The organism is Curtobacterium sp. MCBA15_016, assembly GCF_001865105.1.
Lineage (GTDB): Bacteria > Actinomycetota > Actinomycetes > Actinomycetales > Microbacteriaceae > Curtobacterium.
Window position 1 is genome coordinate 5,637 of sequence record NZ_MJGR01000032.1, and the last position, 16,052, is coordinate 21,688.

Genomic DNA, 16,052 nt, shown 5'->3' on the forward strand with positions numbered 1-16,052 from the left:
CGCGCCTCCCGTCGTTCGTCCGCTGCAGCTCACCCCACGGACACCGCCGCGTTGACCGCCGTCTGCGCCTGCCGCCACACGGCGGCACGGGTGCTCGCGTACGTCCCCTCGACGTTGTCGAAGTGGCGCAGGTTCGCCTTCCCACCGTCGGTGTTCCCCTGCCAGTAGGCCGTCACCGCGCGGGTCGTCCCGCCGATGAGCCAGATCTGGTCGGCGTCGTCGGTCGTGCCGGTCTTGCCGAACACCGTCGCACCGTCCGGGGTCTGCCCGCCGTTCGCGGTACCGCCGCGGAACGCGCCCTGCATGACCTCGAACGCGGTGGTCGCGACGGCGGTCGGGACGGCCTGCCGGCACGAGCGCTGCTGGCCGCCGAGCTGCTCGCCGTCCCGTGAGGTCACCTGGTCGATGACGACCGGCGCGCAGTACACGCCGCCGTTCGCCACGCCGGCGTACGCGGCCGCCATGGTGAGCGGCGCGATGCTCGTCGTGCCGAGCACGGCCGCGGGGTTCGCCGGCAGGGCTCCCCCGGTCGCCGGGTGCACGCCGAGCGCCGCCGCGGTGTCGCGGATGTCACACAGGTCGAGCTGCTCGGCCATCGACGCGTAGGCGGCGTTCACCGACTGCGCCGTCGCCGCGCGGACCGTGAAGCGGCCGGTCTGTCCCGGCGAGTCGTTCTTCGGGTTCCAGTACGAGTCGAGCGTCTGCCCGCACTGCGTCCACGAGCTCCGCCCGTGCCGGGTGCCGTCGACGACCGCGTCGGGGCTCTTGCCGGCGGCGAGCCACTGCAGGAGCGTGAACATCTTGTAGGTCGAGCCGACCTGGAACCCGGTCGAGTCGCCGTTCGCCTCGTCGGTCGCGTAGTTCAGCGAGGTCGCGCTCGCGGGCGCGTTCGACGAGCGGTCGTAGTCCTTGTTCTGCGCCATTGTCAGGACCCGACCGGTCCCGGCCTCGACCGTGTCCAGCGTGGCGCCGAGTGCGAACCGGGACTCGGTGGCCGGGTCGTAGCGGTCGAGCAGCGCCTTCTGCTGCCCGTTCAGGTCGAGGTCGAGGGTCGTCTGCACGCGGTAGCCGCCCTTCCGCCAGGCGTCGTCGCGGCGGTCCTGCGTCGGGCCGAGCTGCGGCAGTTCCCGAGCGGCCTCGACCGCGTACTGGCAGAAGAACTCCGCGCCGCGGGCGACGGCCTCGCACCCCTGCTGCGGGGGCGTCAGGCGGACGTACTCGGCCGGCTTCGACGCCAGTGCCTCGGTGAGCTCGGCACGGCTCAGGTGCCCCTGGTCGTGCATCGACCGGAGGATGACGTCGCGGCGGGCCACGTTGTCGGCGTAGTGGCTCGGACGCGACAGGTCCCGCCGCTCCGGCCACTGCACGATCGCGACGAGCGACGCGGCCTCGGCCGGGGACAGGTCGGTGGCGTCCTTGGCGTAGTAGCGCTGCGCGGCGGCCTGCACCCCGTACGTCTGGTCGCCGAAGTACGCGATGTTGAGGTACGCCGACAGGATCTCCTGCTTCGAGTACTCCTTCGCGAGGCCGATCGCCAGCTTCATCTCGGCGAGCTTGCGCTGCGCGGAACGCTTCGTCGCCTCCTTGTAGGCGGCGTCCCGCTCCTCGGCCGTCGGGAGCTCGCTCGCCTGCTGGATCTTGATGTTCCGCACCAGCTGCATCGTGATGGTCGACCCACCGGAGCCACCCTTGCCGCCCGCGGCGACCACGCTCACGAGGGACCGGACCATGCTCGTCGCGTCGACGCCGCCGGTCTCGTAGAAGCGCTTGTCCTCGCCGTCGACGGCCGCGTGCTCGAGGGTGTCGCTGATCTGGTCGAGGCTGAGCTCCTGCCGGTTCTGCGCCCAGACGTTCGCCAGGTGCACCGGCTTCCCGCCGCGGTACGCCCAGACCTCGTTGCGCTGCGGCAGCTCACCGATCTCGATGTACTCCGGCATCGAGTCGAAGACCCCGATCGCCGAGGTCGTCCCCACCCCTGCCACCGCCAGCACCGGCGTCACGCCGACCCCGACCAGCAACCCGGCGAGCACACTCCCGCCGACGAAGCCGAGCGCGGCTCCTCCTGCACGTCTGAACGTCATCCCCTGGGCCTCCCCCTCGTGTGGATCACCGCTGCTGCGGTTCCCGGAGCGTCCCAGCCGAGGTCGGACGACAGCCGGGACTTCCCCGGGGAAGTCCGTCACGGCGGCTGGGAAGGTCCCGAGGCGGTACGGATCGTTACAGGAGGCCGTGCTCGTAGGCGAAGATGACCGCGTGCACGCGGTCCCGCAGGCCGAGCTTCGCGAGGACCCGGCCGACGTGCGTCTTCACCGTCGACTCGCTCGTGTGCAGCGACGACGCGATCTCCTGGTTCGACAGTCCCCGCGCCATCGCGAGCAGCACGTCCCGTTCCCGGGGTGTGAGCGCGGCCGCGGGGTCCGGGCCGCCGTCCCCCGGATCCGGCAGCCGGGTGCCGAACAGGTCGAGCATCCGCTGGGTGACGCGGGGTGAGACGACCGCCTCACCCGAGGCCACGGCACGGATCGCGTCGAGCAACTGCGCGGAGCTGATGTCCTTGAGGAGGAACCCGCTCGCCCCCGCTCGCAACCCGCCGAACGCGTACTCGTCGAGGTCGAACGTCGTGAGCACGAGCACGCGGGTGTCGGGGAGCTGCTCGACGATCGCGGCGGTCGCGGTGACCCCGTCGACGCGGGGCATGCGGACGTCCATGAGCACGACGTCCGGGTGGTGGGCGCGTGCCAGCTGGACGCCGGCGGCACCGTCCTCGGCCTCACCGACCACCTCGATGTCGGGCTGGGCGTCGAGCAGGAGCCGGAACCCCGTGCGGATGAGCTGCTGGTCGTCGACGATCGCGACGCGGATCACTCAGGCCTCCTTCCGGACCGGGATCGTCGCCCGGACCTCCCAGCCGTCCGCGGGGCGCGGACCGGCGTGGACGCTGCCGCCGAGGGCGTGCACGCGCTCGCGGATGCCCACGAGCCCACGTCCGGCTCCGATCTGCGGTGCTGGGGCGGTCCGTCGAGCGTCGTCCGTCACGGTGACGACGACCTCGTCGGACGAGGTGGTCACGGTGGCGGTCACCGCGCGGGCACGGGGGGCGTACCGCACGACGTTCGTGAGGGCCTCCTGGACGATGCGGTAGACCGCCAGCTGCAGGGCGTCGTCGTCCGGCGGACCACCGGCGACCTCGAGCGTGACGGGGGTGCCGAGCGCGCGGAAGCCGTCGACGAGTTGCGGGAGGTCACGGACGGCCGGCTGCGGGGCGAGGGAGTCCGCAGCGTCGGCGCCGCCGCTGCCGGCACCCGGCTCGGACAGCACACCGAGCATGCGCCGCATGTCGGTCATCGCGCTCCGGCCGACGTCCGCGACGCCGCGCATCGCCGTCGCGGACGGGTCGTCGTCCGGCAGCCCCGCCGCGGCGCCCTCGGCCAGTCGGACCATGACCGTGACCGAGTGCGACACGATGTCGTGCATCTCGCGGGCGATCCGTGCGCGTTCGGCTGCCGCGGCGAGCCGGGCCTGCTGATCGCGCTCACGGGCGAGCTGGCGTGCCCGGTCGATGAGCGCCTCGGTGTAGCGGCGGCGGTCCCCGGTCGTCGTGCCGATCAGCACCGCGATGACCAGGAAGGCCGGCAGCGCGGGTGCGAAGACCTCGCCGAGTCCACCCGATCCCGGAGCCACGACCCACACCCGGACCGCGGTGGCCGCCGCACCGAGCACGGACGCGACAGCGATGCTCCACCACCCCGCTGCCCGCGACCACCACACGCACGCGGCGAAGGCGGCGAACAGCATCGGCGAGTACCCCGCCTCGGTCCACGCCATCGCGACGACGGACACGAGCCCGGCCACGACCGTGACCTGCGGCCGGGTCCGACGGAACGGGATGCCCGCGACCGCGATGCCGACGAGGACCAGCACCACGACCGTGTTCGTGACCGAGGAGTCCGCGCGCCAGACACCGCCGATCGCGAAGGCGACCTCGGGGCCGCCCCAGAACAGGATGAGCAGGACGTCCGCCGCACGCGGGTGTCCGGCCCACCAGCGCCGGATCCGTCCGGGTGCGACGGGCAGCGTGAGGTCCCCGGCGCCGTCGTGCACGGCGCCGGGGACGGGTTCGGTCATCGTCACGCGTCCCGCTTCTGCGCCAGGACGAGTGCCGTCGCCGACGCCGCGACCACCCAGGCCGCCAGCACCGCGAATCCGCTCCACCCTCCCAAGGCTAGGACGCCGTCGTGCCAGCCCGAGGTGTCCTCGGTGCCGAACTGCATGAGCGGCTGCCCGGCGTTCTGCGGGAGCAGGTTGTTCAGCGTGCCGAGCCACGTCGCGTTCGTGAACCCCTGCACGAGCTGGACCACCACCGGGGCCACCAGCATGAGGCCGAGCACGGTGGCGATCGCCCCCGCGGTGGAACGCAGCACGATGCCCACGGCGAAGGCGAGCAGCGCGATGAGGGTCAGGTACACCGACGCACCGAGCAGCGGCATCGCGACGCTGGCGTCGAGCGAGGCCTCGACCCCGTTCGCGTCGGCGATCGGCAGCGTCGTGAACGCCGTCGCCCACACGCTGACGGCGCTCGTGACGAACACGGTCGCGGCGAGCACGATGCCCTTCGCGGCGAGCGCCTCCCACCGCCGGGGCACCGCCGAGAACGTCGACCGGATCATGCCGGTGCCGTACTCGCCGGTCACGACGAGGGCGCCGATGACGGTCACGACCAGGACGGCGATCGTCGCACCGCTGGTGCTGTACTGCACGAGCGCGTTCCGGGCGGCGTCCCCGGTGACGGTCCGGCCCCCGTCGTCCGCCAGCGAGGCGAGCAGGACGCCGATGCCGATCGGCACGAGGACGAGGACGAGCAGGCTCCAGATCGTGGAGCGGAGGGACCGCAGCTTGATCCACTCGGAGTGCAGCACGCCCGAGAACCGGATGCGTGCGGCGTCGTGCTGGTGCAGCGTGCGGGGCCGGTCGGTCGTCATCGTGGCGCTCATCGTGCGACCTCCGACCGGTACTCGACCTCGTCGTGCGTGAGTTCGAGGTACGCCTGCTCGAGGCTCGCCTCGGTGGAGGCCAGCCGGTGCAGGACGATCCCGGACGCAGCGGCCGCCTCGCCGATCTGTTCCGCGCCGAGTCCGCGCACGTGCAGTGCGCCGTCGTCCTCGTACGTGACCGCGACGTCCGGACCGGCGATGGCGGTCATGAGCCGGTCGGGCTCCGGCGTCCGGACGGAGACGGAGCGCTCGGTCGAGGACGCGACGAGGTCGGCGAGGTCCGTGTCGGCGAGGACCCGGCCACGGCCCATCACGACGATGCGGTCCGCGGTCAGCGCCATCTCGCTCATCAGGTGGCTCGAGATGAAGACCGCACGGCCCTCGGCGGCGAGGCTCCGGGCGAGCTGCCGCACCCACACGACGCCCTCGGGGTCGAGGCCGTTGACCGGCTCGTCGAGGATGAGCGTCTGCGGGTCGCCGAGGAGCGCCGCGGCGATGCCGAGCCGCTGCCCCATGCCGAGGGAGAACCCACCGACGCGCTGCTTCGCGACCCGCTCGAGACCGGTCATGCCGATGACCTCCTCGACCCGGGCCTTCGGGATCCGGTGCGTCGCGGCGAGGGCGCGCAGGTGGTCGTACGCGCTGCGGCCCTTGTGCACGGCCTTCGCCTCGAGCAGCGCCCCGACGCGGCGGAGCGGGTCGCGGAGCTCGCGGTACGGGCGCCCGTCGACGACGGCGTTGCCCGAGGTCGGGCTGTCGAGGCCCATCACGGCCCGCATGGTCGTGGACTTGCCGGCGCCGTTCGGGCCGAGGAAGCCGGTGACCACCCCGGGGCGGACGGTGAACGACACGTCGTCGACGGCGACCTTCTCGCCGTAGCGCTTCGTCAGGTTCTGGATCTCGATCATGCGGCAACCGTACGGAGACCGCACCCGCCCGCACATCGGCACCGGAACCGATCTCCGGGCGCGCTGCGTGGTACCCCGGTACCACGCGGAGGGGCTCCGGATACGCTCGACGGATGGCGGACCACGGGTGGCGCGAGGACGTCCTCGGGGCGCCGTTCGAGCGCCTCGAGCTCCCGCTCGGCGAGGACCACGAGGGACCGGTGGTGGCGACGCTCGTCCGACGACGCCGATCCGCTGCGGACCTCCTGCTGCACGCACGCGGTCCGCTGCACGGCGTCGACGTGCTGTACGTGCACGGCTGGTCGGACTACTTCTTCCAGGTCGAGCTCGCGGAGCGCGTCGAGCGGCTCGGCGCCCGGTTCCACGCCCTCGACCTGCGCAAGTACGGGCGGAGCCTGCGACCGCGGCAGACCCCGGGGAACGTCGACGACCTCGCCACCTACGACGAGGACATCGCCGCCGCGCTCGACGCCATCGCCGCGGAGCACCACGGCGAGACCGGTCGTCGGCTCGTGCCGATGGGCCACTCGACCGGCGGTCTGACCCTGTCGCTGTGGGCTGCCCGGCACGCCGACCGGGTCGACGGTCTCATCCTGAACAGCCCGTGGCTCGAGTTCCAGGCGAGCGCGGTCGGCCGTGCGATCGTGGCGCCGGTCATCAAGCTCGGCGCCCGTCGGAACCCGCTCGCGCCGATGCCCGCCGTCGACCCCGGCTTCTACACCCGCACGGTGTCCGCCGCGGGCGAGGGCTCGTGGACGTACGACCAGCAGTGGCGACCCGACCGGGGCTTCCCCCTGCACCCGAACTGGCTCGCCGCGGTGTTCGACGGCCAGGCCACGGTCGAGGCCGGACTCGACCTCGAGGTGCCCGTGCTCGTCCTCCTCAGCGACAAGAGCATGCTGCAACCCCGGTGGGACGACGGGATGGCGCGGGCGGACGTCGCGCTCAACGTGGACGTCGTCGCGCACCGCGCCCTGTCCCTGGGCAGCGAGGTCACGGTCCGACGCCTGCACGGCGCCGTGCACGACGTCGTGCTCTCCGCCCCCGAGGTCCGCGAGCGCGCCTACGACGCGATCGGCCGTTGGGCCGCCTCGCTCCCCCGCTGAACACGACGCCGCTGAGCACGACGCCGCTACCCTGATCGCCATGTCCTCCGTCTCGCTCGTCCGACTCGACCCGACCGGCGCCGACCGCGCCGACCTGATCGCGTTCCTCACCGGCGAGGAGTTCCCGTTCCACGTCCGGCGCACCATCCCCCGCGCCGACGCCGAGGCCGCCGTCGACGCCGGTGCGTACCGCGACGACGAGCACGACACCTCCTGGTTGGAGCACGACGAGCTCGGCCGCGTCGGGATCGTCCGGCTCGAGGACCTGGCCGACCCCGTCCCGCTCTTCGACCTCCGGATCGCCGGCCGGTTCCGCGGGCAGGGCCTCGGCGTCCCGGCACTCCGCGCGACGACCGACCACGTGTTCCGCACCCTGCCCGAGGTCACGCGCTTCGAGGGGCAGACGCGCGAGGACAACGTCGCGATGCGGCGCGTGTTCGTCCGCGCCGGCTGGGTGAAGGAGGCGCACTACCGCGAGGGCTGGCCCGTCGAGGGCGGACGCCCCGTCGCCTCGGTCGGGTACGGCGTGCTCCGCAGCGACTGGGAGACGGGCACGACCACGCCGGTGCCGTGGGACGACGACGAGCGCTGACCGTCGCGGTTCGCGATCCCCGGGGTCGACGAACCGGAACGGTCACGCGGGACGGCTGAACAGGTTCACCAGCGTGCCGTCCGGGTCCCGGAGGATCGCGGACCGGTTGCCCCACGGCATCGTCGTCGGCGGCAGCACCACGTCGGCGGGACCCACCTGCAGGCGGTCGAACGTCGCGTCCACGTCCGCCACGAGGAACTCGACGATCGCGCTGCCCGCCGCACCCGCCCGGGGCGCGTCGACGCCGAGCACCGCGACCGTCGCCGGCGTCCCGAGCGCGAGCACGAGGCCGCCGGTCACGATCTCCGCGAAGACCGGAGCCGGACGTCGGGCGGTGGTGCCGGTGACGCGCTCGTAGAACGCCACCATCCCGTCCAGGTCGTCGGTGATGATGCGGATCGATGCGAACTCCACGGTGTGCCTTCCCGGGTGACCACCGTGGCCACCCGGGGTCGAGCATCCTCGCCGTCCGCGACACCGTCCTGTCGGGGTTTCCGCGGATCGGACCGTCAGTCCCCGAGGACGGGTCGGAGCACCCCGTGCGGGATGTCGAGCTCCTCGGTCCGGACGACCCGCGGCGGCGCGACCTCGTCGGTCTCCTCGACGGCGAGCACCCGGTCGCCGCGGAACGCCCGGACCCCGTCGCGCAGTCGGCACCAGGCGACGAGGTACCAGTCCTCCCCCTTGCCGACGTACCCGAGCGGCTCGACCGTGCGGTCGGTCTCGGTGCCGGTCGCGTCCCGGTACCGCATCCGCACCACGCGTCCGCCCGTGAGCGCCCCCGCGAGTGCGACGGGTGCCGGGGCCCGGTCCCCCGCCTCGAGCAGGAGCACCCGTGCCGCGAGTCGGGCCGTCCGTCGGGCGTCGTCCTCGGCGAGCACCGCGGTGACCTTGCGCGCCGCACTCCTGGCGGCGTCGCGGAAGGGGCTCGCGCCGAGGGTCCCGAGGCCGATCGCCACGGCGAGCGCCTCGTCCACCGTGAGCCCGAGGGGCGGGAGCGTCGCACGGGCGTCGATGGTGTACCCGCCGGTGCGTCCGGGCTCGGACCAGATCGGGAGGCCGGCCTCCTGCAGCGCCCGCAGGTCCCGTTCGACGGTGCGGACGCTCACCCCGAAGTGCTCGGCCAGGCGACGAGCGCTCCGTCGGCCGGGTGCCGCCGCGCGCAGCTCCTCGACGAGCGCGTACAGGCGGTCGGTCCGGTTCACGACGCGACCCTAGCGCCCTGGACGCACCACGGGACGGGCCAGGAGGCGCGGTGCGGCCTGGCACCGCGCCTCCTGGACCGTGGACGGTCGCGTCTCAGGAACGCGACAGGCGCGTCACCGTCGCGTGGGCACCGTCCGCGATCAGCCCGTCGAGGGCGTCGCGGTAGGCCGTGACGAACCGGTCGTCGTCCACGAGGTCCCCGAAGACCTGGCGGTTCCGGATGAAGGCGAGCCGGTCGTCCCGCTGCGTGAGCGCGATGCGGTGCAACGGCTCGGCCAGCCGGTCGACGATCTGGATCGGCTCGCCGGACTCGTCGGTGCCCTCGTCGTAGCGTGCCCACGAGGCCACGATGCCCGCGGACAGGGTGACGGGTCGGTCGGCGGCGAGGTTCTCGCGCACCACCGGCAGCAGCCACTTCGGGATGCGGTCGCTCGACTCGGCGCAGAGCCGGGCGAGGGTGTCGCGGACCTCGGGGTTCTGGAAGCGCTCGATGAGGGTGGACTTGTAGTCCTCGAGGTCGATGCCGGGCACCGGGTGCAGGGTCGGCGTGCCCTCCTCGTCCATGTACCGGCGCAGGAAGGTCGCGATCGCCGGGTCCTGCGTGGCCTCGTGCGCGTAGCGGTACCCGGACAGGTACCCGAAGTAGCACAGGCCCTGGTGGCTCGCGTTCAACAGCCGCAACTTCATGAGCTCGTACGGCTCGACGTCGTCGACGATCTGGACGTCGGCCTGCTCGTACGGCGGCCGGCCTGCGGGGTGGTCGTCCTCGAGCACCCACTGGAAGAACGGTTCGGCGACGACGGGCCAGGCGTCCTCGATGCCGAGCTCGTCCCGGACCCAGGCGCGGTCCTCGTCGGCGGTGACCGGGGTGATCCGGTCGACCATCGAGTTCGGGAACGAGACGTGCTCGTCCATCCAGTCGGCGAACGCCGGGTCCTGCAGCCGGGCGTAGGCGGTGAACATCTCGCGGGCGACGTGCCCGTTCCCCTGGATGTTGTCGCAGGACATCACGGTGAAGGGCTCCAGCCCACGGTCCCGCCGGCGCCGCAGGGCCTCGACGACGAGTCCGAACACGGTGTGCGGCGGGCCGTCGCCGCGCAGGTCGGCCGCGACGCCCGGCTCGTCGGCGACGAACTCGCCGGTGACGTGGTCGAAGTTGTAGCCGCCCTCGGTGATGGTCAGGCTGACGATCCGGGTGTCCGGGTGCGCCATCTTCTCGACGACGGCGTCGGGGTCGTCGACGGCGAGCAGGTAGTCGACGATGCTGCCGATCACGCGGGACTCGCGGGTGCCGTCGGGGTGCTTGAGGACGAGCGTGTACAGCCCGCCCTGCTCGGCCATCGCCGTGGCCATCCGACGGTCCTGCTCGAGCACACCGACGCCGCAGATGCCGTACTCGCGGGCCTCGCCCTGCTGGAGCAGCCGGTCGATCACCATCGCCTGGTGCGCCCGGTGGAAGCCGCCGACGCCGAAGTGCACGATGCCGGCGGTGATCCCGTCGCGGTCGTAGGTCGGGACGGCGACACCGCTCGCGGCGATCTCGTCGAGGTGCTGCGGGGACAGACGGACGGGCATCGGGTACTCCTTCGTACGGCGGACGTGCTCGCCCAGTCAACCACGTGCACATCTGTTCAGAACCACGGTTCCCGCCGGGGTACGTACCTGAAGATGCTCTCCACGTCGTTGCACCGAGTGCATCGATGCACCTAGTGTCGTGGGCGTGACCCTGTCGATCGACCGCCGTGCTGCCCTCAAGGCGAAGCACCGTGCGGCGATCCTGCAGGCCGCCCGCGACCTCGTCGAGGAGCGCGGGGGCCGCGGGTTCAGCGTCGAGGACCTCGCTTCACGGGCCGACATCGCCCGACGGACCGTGTTCAACCACTTCGGGTCCCTGGACGAGGTCCTGCTGGCCGTCTGCGAGCAGGAGCTCTCGGTCATCATCGACCGCTTCCTCGCCGACATGGCGAAGACCCCGGTCGGCGACGGTAGCCGGTCGTCGATGTTCGACGAGCTCGAGTCCGCCGCCCGCGGTGCCGACCTGGCGCCCGCGATCGCCGGGATGTACCGGATCCTCGGCGACCCCGGCAAGGACGACCCCAAGGCCGCGGTGCTCACCCAGACCGCCTTCGCACGGGTCACGGAACGACTCCGCGACGAGGTCGCCCGACGCCACCCGGCCGCCGACGCCCTCGACGCCGCACTCCTCGTCGAGTCCCTGATGAGCGGGATCGTCGTGATCGCCGAGCACTGGCTCACGACGACCGGACCCCGCCTCGACCAGGACGCGCTCGACGACTGGGACGCCCTGCTCGCACGACTCGTGCACAGCGTCCGCAGCGGCTACATGGCCGACGACTGACACTTCCCTCCCCAGGGGTCCACCGGCGCACCCCGCTCCACAGCAGCTGACAACGAAAGGATCGGGGCAACCGCATGGCCGGTCTCCTCTACCGTCTCGGACGGTTCTCCGCACGACGCCACTGGCTCGTGATCATCGCGTGGGTGGTGATCATGGGCATCGCGGGTCTCACGTACTCGCTCTTCGCCGGCACCATCTCGTCGTCGATCACGATCCCGAACACCAAGACGAGCCAGGTGCAGGACGAGCTCGCCGACAAGTTCCCGTCCGCGAACGGCGGCACCGGCACGATCGTCTTCGAGACGACGAACGGCAAGGCCTTCAGCGACGCCCAGAAGTCCGACGTCGCCGACTTCCTGCGGAAGGTCGAGAAGCTCGACGGCGTCAAGGGTGCCACGAGCGGGTTCGACACCCAGCAGCAGCTCGACGACCAGCGGCAGAAGATCGTCGACGGCCGCGAGCAGATCACCGACGGCCGTGCGCAGATCGAGAGCGGTCAGGAGGAGCTCGACGCGCAGAAGTCGCAGTTGGCATCCGGCAAGGAGCAGATCGCCAGCGCGCAGGCCCAGCTGAACGCGCAGAAGGCCCAGGCCGAGGCAGCGGGAGGCGCCGCGGCGGCGGCCGCCCAGACCCAGCTCGCCCAGGCACAGGCACAGATCGACGCGCAGCAGCAGCAGATCACCTCGGGCGAGCAGCAGCTCGAGGCCGCACAGCAGAAGATCGACGACAACACGAAGAAGCTCGACGACAGCGAACAGGAGCTCGAGCAGGGCTCCAAGCTCCTCGACCTGTCGAAGGACATCCGCTTCGTGTCGTCGAACGGCAGCGCCGTCATCGGCACCGTGCAGTTCACGAAGTCGACCTACGAGGTCCCGGCCGACACGAAGACCCAGATCGCGGACGATGCCGAGGCGGCCGACATCAGCGGCGTCGACGTGTACGTCTCGAACGACATCGCCCAGGGCGTCCCGTCGATCCTCGGCCCCGGTGAGATCGGCGGCGTGATCATCGCCGCGATCGTGCTGTTCCTCATGCTCCGCACGATCATCGGCGCCGCCGTCCCGCTCGTCTCCGCCGTGCTCGGCGTCGGCGTCGCATCCCTCGCGGCCCTGTCGTTCTCGAGCCTCGTCGAGTTCATCTCGGTCACGCCGGTGCTGGGGGTGATGCTGGGCCTGGCGGTCGGCATCGACTACTCGCTCTTCATCCTCAACCGACACCGGACCCAACTGAAGCAGGGCATGGGCGTGCACGAGTCCATCGGGCTCGCGAACGGCACCTCCGGCAACGCCGTGGTCTTCGCCGGCGCGACCGTCATCGTCGCGCTGCTCGCCCTGAACATCACGGGCATCCCGTTCCTCGGCCTGATGGGCACGGTCGGTGCCGTCGCGGTGTTCTTCGCGATCCTCATCGCGACGTCCTTCACCCCGGCGCTGCTGTCGCTCATCGGCATGCGGATCCTCCGGAAGAAGGAGCGCGCGAAGATCGGCAACACCGACTCGACCCGCGTCCCGAACAAGCCGATGTCGACCTGGCGCGCGGTCATCACGCTCGTCGCCGGCGTCGCGGTGCTCGGCACCATCGCCCTGCCCGCCACGCAGATGCGCCTCGGCCTGCCGACGGGTGCGTCGGAGTCCGTGGAGTCCAGCCAGTACAAGGCGTACAAGGCCCTCGACGACGAGTTCGGTGCCGGCCAGAACGGGCCGCTCCTCGTGGTCGCCACCCTGCCGGACTCGGTCAGCGCGGACGACGTCACCGCGACCGAGGTCACCATCGGTGAAGCGATCGCGAAGAACGACGACGTGAAGGCCGTCCTGCCGATCGGCGCATCGAAGGACCGCGACATCATCGCGTTCCAGGTGAAGCCCGCCGGTGGCCCGGACAGCGTCTCGACCGAGACCCTCGTGAAGGACCTCCGCGAGCAGACCGTCTCCACCGACGACGGGAAGGTCACGCTCGGGGTCGCCGGCAACGCGTCCGCCAACATCGACGTGTCCGAGAAGCTCTCGAACGTGCTGCCGCTCTACCTCGTGGTGGTCGTTGGCCTGTCGCTGATCATCCTCATCATCGTGTTCCGGTCGTTCCTCGTGCCGATCACCGCGACGGCCGGCTTCATCCTGTCCGTCCTGGCGTCGTTCGGCGGCCTGACCGCGATCTACCAGTGGGGCTGGCTCGGCAGCGTGTTCGGGGTGCACGACCCCGCACCGATCCTGAGCTTCCTGCCCATCATCGAGATCGGCATCCTGTTCGGGCTCGCGATGGACTACCAGCTCTTCCTGGTGTCGGGCATGCGCGAGGCGTACGCCCACGGAGCCTCGGCGAAGGTCGCGGTCCAGCGAGGCCTGCACGCCGGTCGCGCAGTGGTCACGGCGGCCGCGATCATCATGATCTCGGTGTTCGCGGGCTTCATCTTCTCGGACTCCTCCACCATCAAGCCGATCGGCTTCGGCCTGGCGTTCGGTGTGCTGGTCGACGCCTTCGTCGTCCGGATGCTGCTCATCCCGGCCGCGATGCACCTGCTCGGCGAGAGCGCGTGGTGGTTCCCGAAGTGGCTCGACCGGATCGTGCCGGACGTCGACGTCGAGGGCGCCAAGCTCGAGCGGTCGCACCCGGCCGGTGGGCACGAGAACACCCACACCGGGTCGCACGCGCTCCCCGTGGAGCCGGACGCGAACGCGCACGAGTCGGGGCACCCGCCGGCGCACCGCGCGTAGGCACGACGCGACCACCCAGGAGGCGCGGGTCGACCCACACGGGTCGGCCCGCGCCTCCCGTGCGTGCGTCTCGCACCGTGGATTCGACACTCCGCCCAGTCGATCGACTCGCGGGTTGTCGCATTGTGCCCGCGCATCCTCTGCGTGCGCATGTTCCGACACTCCGCCGGTCGATCGACTCGCGGGTTGTCGCAACCCCGCGCCCGCAACCACTCGACCGAGCACCGCGCGCGCAGACCCCACCCGCTCGTTCGTACACGAACGGTAGGGTGGGCGGATGACCGAGACCGACGTCGACCCGCTCGCCCTCGACCGACAGCTCTGCTTCGCGCTCGCGGCGACGAGCCGCAGCGTCATCGGGCTCTACCGCGACCTGCTCGAACCCATGGGCCTGACGCACCCGCAGTACCTCGTCATGCTCGCCCTCTGGGAGCAGGACCCGCGCTCCGTCCGCGAGATCGCCCGCGAACTCCGGCTCGACTCGGCCACCCTCAGCCCGCTGCTCAAGCGCCTCGAGGCCTCCGGCTACGTCCGCCGCACCCGGAGCACCACGGACGAACGCCAGCTCGAGGTCTCCCTCACCGTGGCCGGGCGCTCCCTGCGCGAACAGGCCCGGGCGGTCCCGCTCGCCGTCGCCGACCGCCTCGGCTGGCCGCTCGAACGCCTCGAAGCACTGAAGGACGAGCTCACCGAACTGCTCGAACGCGTCGACACCGTGTGATCGGCCGTGTGCTGCGAAGCTGTTCGTGGCACAATGGTTCGTGTACGAACGAAAGGACGGACCGTGGGTCGCTTCGGACAGTGGTACGAACGGTGGAACAGCACGCTCATCGCCAAGATGGGCCCGTCGCAGATCGGCGCCGGCCACCCCGAGGGCATCGACGACCGCACGATCGACCGCGGCTGCCCGATCTGCGGCCAGCCCCTCTCCCAGCACCAGGTGATCCGCCCCGAGGGGCAGGTGCGCTCCTCGACGCTCGTGTGCCCCCGAGCCTGACGATCCGCCCCGACCGGGAATTGCACCCGGCAACACGTCGTTCCACCCGGGCGTGAAGCTCTTCGAACCCGCCGACTTCGGCGCACTCCCCCTGTCGAACCGCATCGTGATGGCGCCCCTCACCCGCACGCGCGCCGGTGAGCACGGCATCCCGAACGACCTGCTCGTCGAGCACTACGCCCAGCGCGCCGGCCTCGGGCTCATCGTCACCGAGGGCACCTGGCCCGTGCAGGAAGGCCGCTCGTACCCCGGGCAGCCCGGCATCGAGACCGACGAGCAGATCGCCGGGTGGCGCCGCGTCGCCGACGCCGTGCACGCCGAGGGCGGTCGCATCGTGATGCAGCTCATGCACGGTGGCCGGGTGTCCCACACCGCCATCTCCGGCACGCCGCGCATCGTCGCCCCGTCCGCGATCGCTGCTCCCGGGCAGACACACCTCCCCGACGGCTCGAAGGCGGACATGCCCGTCCCCCACGCGCTGACCACCGACGAGGTGCACGAGGCCGTCCAGGGCTTCGTCCGCGCCGCCCGCAACGCGATCGCCGCCGGACTCGACGGCGTCGAGGTGCACGGCGCGAACGGCTACCTCGTGCACGAGTTCATGTCGGCAGCGTCGAACACGCGCACCGACGAGTACGGCGGGTCGCCCGAGAACCGCGCCCGCTTCGCGATCGAGGTCACCACCGCCGTCGCCGAGGCCATCGGCGCCGACCGCACCGGCATCCGCCTCTCCCCCGAGCACGGCATCCAGGGTGTCCTCGAGAGCGACCCGGCGGACGTCCACGCGGTCTACACCGCCGTCGCCGAGGGCCTCGCGCCGCTCGGACTCGCCTTCGTCGACATCCTGCACGCCGAGCCGACCGGCGACCTCGTGCAGCACATCCGCCGGGCCGCGGGCGCCCCGTTCATCGCCAACTCCGGCTTCAGCGCGCTGACCACCCGTGACGAGGCCATCGCCCTCGTCACGCAGGGCCACGCGGACGCCGTGGGCGTCGGTCGCGCGGCGATCGCGAACCCGGACCTCGCGTACCGCTGGGAGCAGGACACCGAGCTGAACGAGCCGCGCCCGGAGCTGTTCTACGGCAACGGCGCCGAGGGCTACACCGACTACCCGACGCTGGCCGAGGTGCGCGCGCAGGTCGCGTAGTCGACGCGTCATGCTGTCGGACGGGAGGCGCGGTG

Annotated in this window: 15 protein-coding genes; 7 read left to right on the forward strand and 8 right to left on the reverse strand. The window is 71.7% G+C overall.

Annotated elements, in window-relative coordinates:
- Positions 1-29 precede the first annotated feature (29 nt).
- The 5 genes from BIV03_RS13005 to BIV03_RS13025 all read right to left on the reverse strand — a co-directional run bounded on the left by BIV03_RS13005 (position 30) and on the right by BIV03_RS13025 (position 5,899).
- A complete protein-coding gene (locus tag BIV03_RS13005; protein WP_071296004.1) occupies positions 30-2,081 on the reverse strand; it encodes a transglycosylase domain-containing protein in 2,052 nt (683 codons plus the stop codon).
- Positions 2,082-2,217: 136 nt separating this feature from the next.
- Positions 2,218-2,865 (reverse strand): response regulator transcription factor, encoded by a 648-nt coding sequence (locus tag BIV03_RS19715; RefSeq protein WP_070418175.1) that lies wholly within the window; start codon positions 2,863-2,865, stop codon positions 2,218-2,220.
- A complete protein-coding gene (locus BIV03_RS19720) occupies positions 2,866-4,125 on the reverse strand; it encodes a sensor histidine kinase (protein WP_139219792.1) in 1,260 nt (419 codons plus the stop codon).
- Between the two features lie 2 nt (positions 4,126-4,127).
- Complete coding sequence (locus tag BIV03_RS13020; protein WP_083403422.1) at positions 4,128-4,991, reverse strand: ABC transporter permease subunit; 864 nt, start codon at positions 4,989-4,991, stop codon at positions 4,128-4,130.
- Positions 4,988-5,899 (reverse strand): ABC transporter ATP-binding protein, encoded by a 912-nt coding sequence (locus tag BIV03_RS13025; protein WP_071296006.1) that lies wholly within the window; start codon positions 5,897-5,899, stop codon positions 4,988-4,990. Before BIV03_RS13025 ends, BIV03_RS13020 begins: the two co-directional genes overlap by 4 nt.
- A gap of 113 nt (positions 5,900-6,012) precedes the next feature.
- On the opposite strand from BIV03_RS13025, the gene BIV03_RS13030 reads away from it, so the two are divergent.
- On the forward strand, positions 6,013-7,005 hold the full coding sequence (locus tag BIV03_RS13030) for an alpha/beta hydrolase (protein ID WP_070418173.1): 993 nt from the start codon (positions 6,013-6,015) through the stop codon (positions 7,003-7,005).
- Between the two features lie 40 nt (positions 7,006-7,045).
- Entirely contained in the window at positions 7,046-7,597 is a 552-nt protein-coding gene (locus BIV03_RS13035; RefSeq protein ID WP_071296007.1) for a GNAT family N-acetyltransferase, read from the forward strand.
- 42 nt (positions 7,598-7,639) lie between these two features.
- Here the strand turns inward: BIV03_RS13035 and BIV03_RS13040 are convergent, their stop codons facing one another.
- The 3 genes from BIV03_RS13040 to BIV03_RS13050 all read right to left on the reverse strand — a co-directional run bounded on the left by BIV03_RS13040 (position 7,640) and on the right by BIV03_RS13050 (position 10,378).
- Positions 7,640-8,011 carry a VOC family protein gene (locus BIV03_RS13040; RefSeq protein ID WP_071296008.1) on the reverse strand — a complete coding sequence of 124 codons (372 nt, stop codon included), beginning with the start codon at positions 8,009-8,011 and terminating at the stop codon, positions 7,640-7,642.
- A gap of 95 nt (positions 8,012-8,106) precedes the next feature.
- Positions 8,107-8,802 (reverse strand): YafY family protein, encoded by a 696-nt coding sequence (locus BIV03_RS13045; protein WP_071296009.1) that lies wholly within the window; start codon positions 8,800-8,802, stop codon positions 8,107-8,109.
- 94 nt (positions 8,803-8,896) lie between these two features.
- A complete protein-coding gene (locus tag BIV03_RS13050) occupies positions 8,897-10,378 on the reverse strand; it encodes a mannitol dehydrogenase family protein (protein WP_071296010.1) in 1,482 nt (493 codons plus the stop codon).
- A 145-nt stretch (positions 10,379-10,523) separates the two neighbouring features.
- Here BIV03_RS13050 and BIV03_RS13055 point away from each other — a divergent pair, with 145 nt between their 5' ends.
- The 5 genes from BIV03_RS13055 to BIV03_RS13075 all read left to right on the forward strand — a co-directional run bounded on the left by BIV03_RS13055 (position 10,524) and on the right by BIV03_RS13075 (position 16,017).
- Positions 10,524-11,162: a TetR/AcrR family transcriptional regulator gene (locus BIV03_RS13055; protein WP_139219791.1), complete on the forward strand. Its 639-nt coding sequence runs from the start codon at positions 10,524-10,526 to the stop codon at positions 11,160-11,162.
- Between the two features lie 74 nt (positions 11,163-11,236).
- Entirely contained in the window at positions 11,237-13,873 is a 2,637-nt protein-coding gene (locus tag BIV03_RS13060; protein ID WP_071296012.1) for an MMPL family transporter, read from the forward strand.
- 277 nt (positions 13,874-14,150) lie between these two features.
- Complete coding sequence (locus tag BIV03_RS13065; RefSeq protein WP_070418166.1) at positions 14,151-14,594, forward strand: MarR family winged helix-turn-helix transcriptional regulator; 444 nt, start codon at positions 14,151-14,153, stop codon at positions 14,592-14,594.
- A 63-nt stretch (positions 14,595-14,657) separates the two neighbouring features.
- On the forward strand, positions 14,658-14,870 hold the full coding sequence (locus BIV03_RS13070; protein ID WP_175473687.1) for a hypothetical protein: 213 nt from the start codon (positions 14,658-14,660) through the stop codon (positions 14,868-14,870).
- Positions 14,871-14,922: 52 nt separating this feature from the next.
- Positions 14,923-16,017, forward strand: a complete 1,095-nt coding sequence (locus BIV03_RS13075) for an alkene reductase (RefSeq protein ID WP_071296013.1) — start codon at positions 14,923-14,925, stop codon at positions 16,015-16,017.
- Positions 16,018-16,052 lie beyond the last annotated feature (35 nt).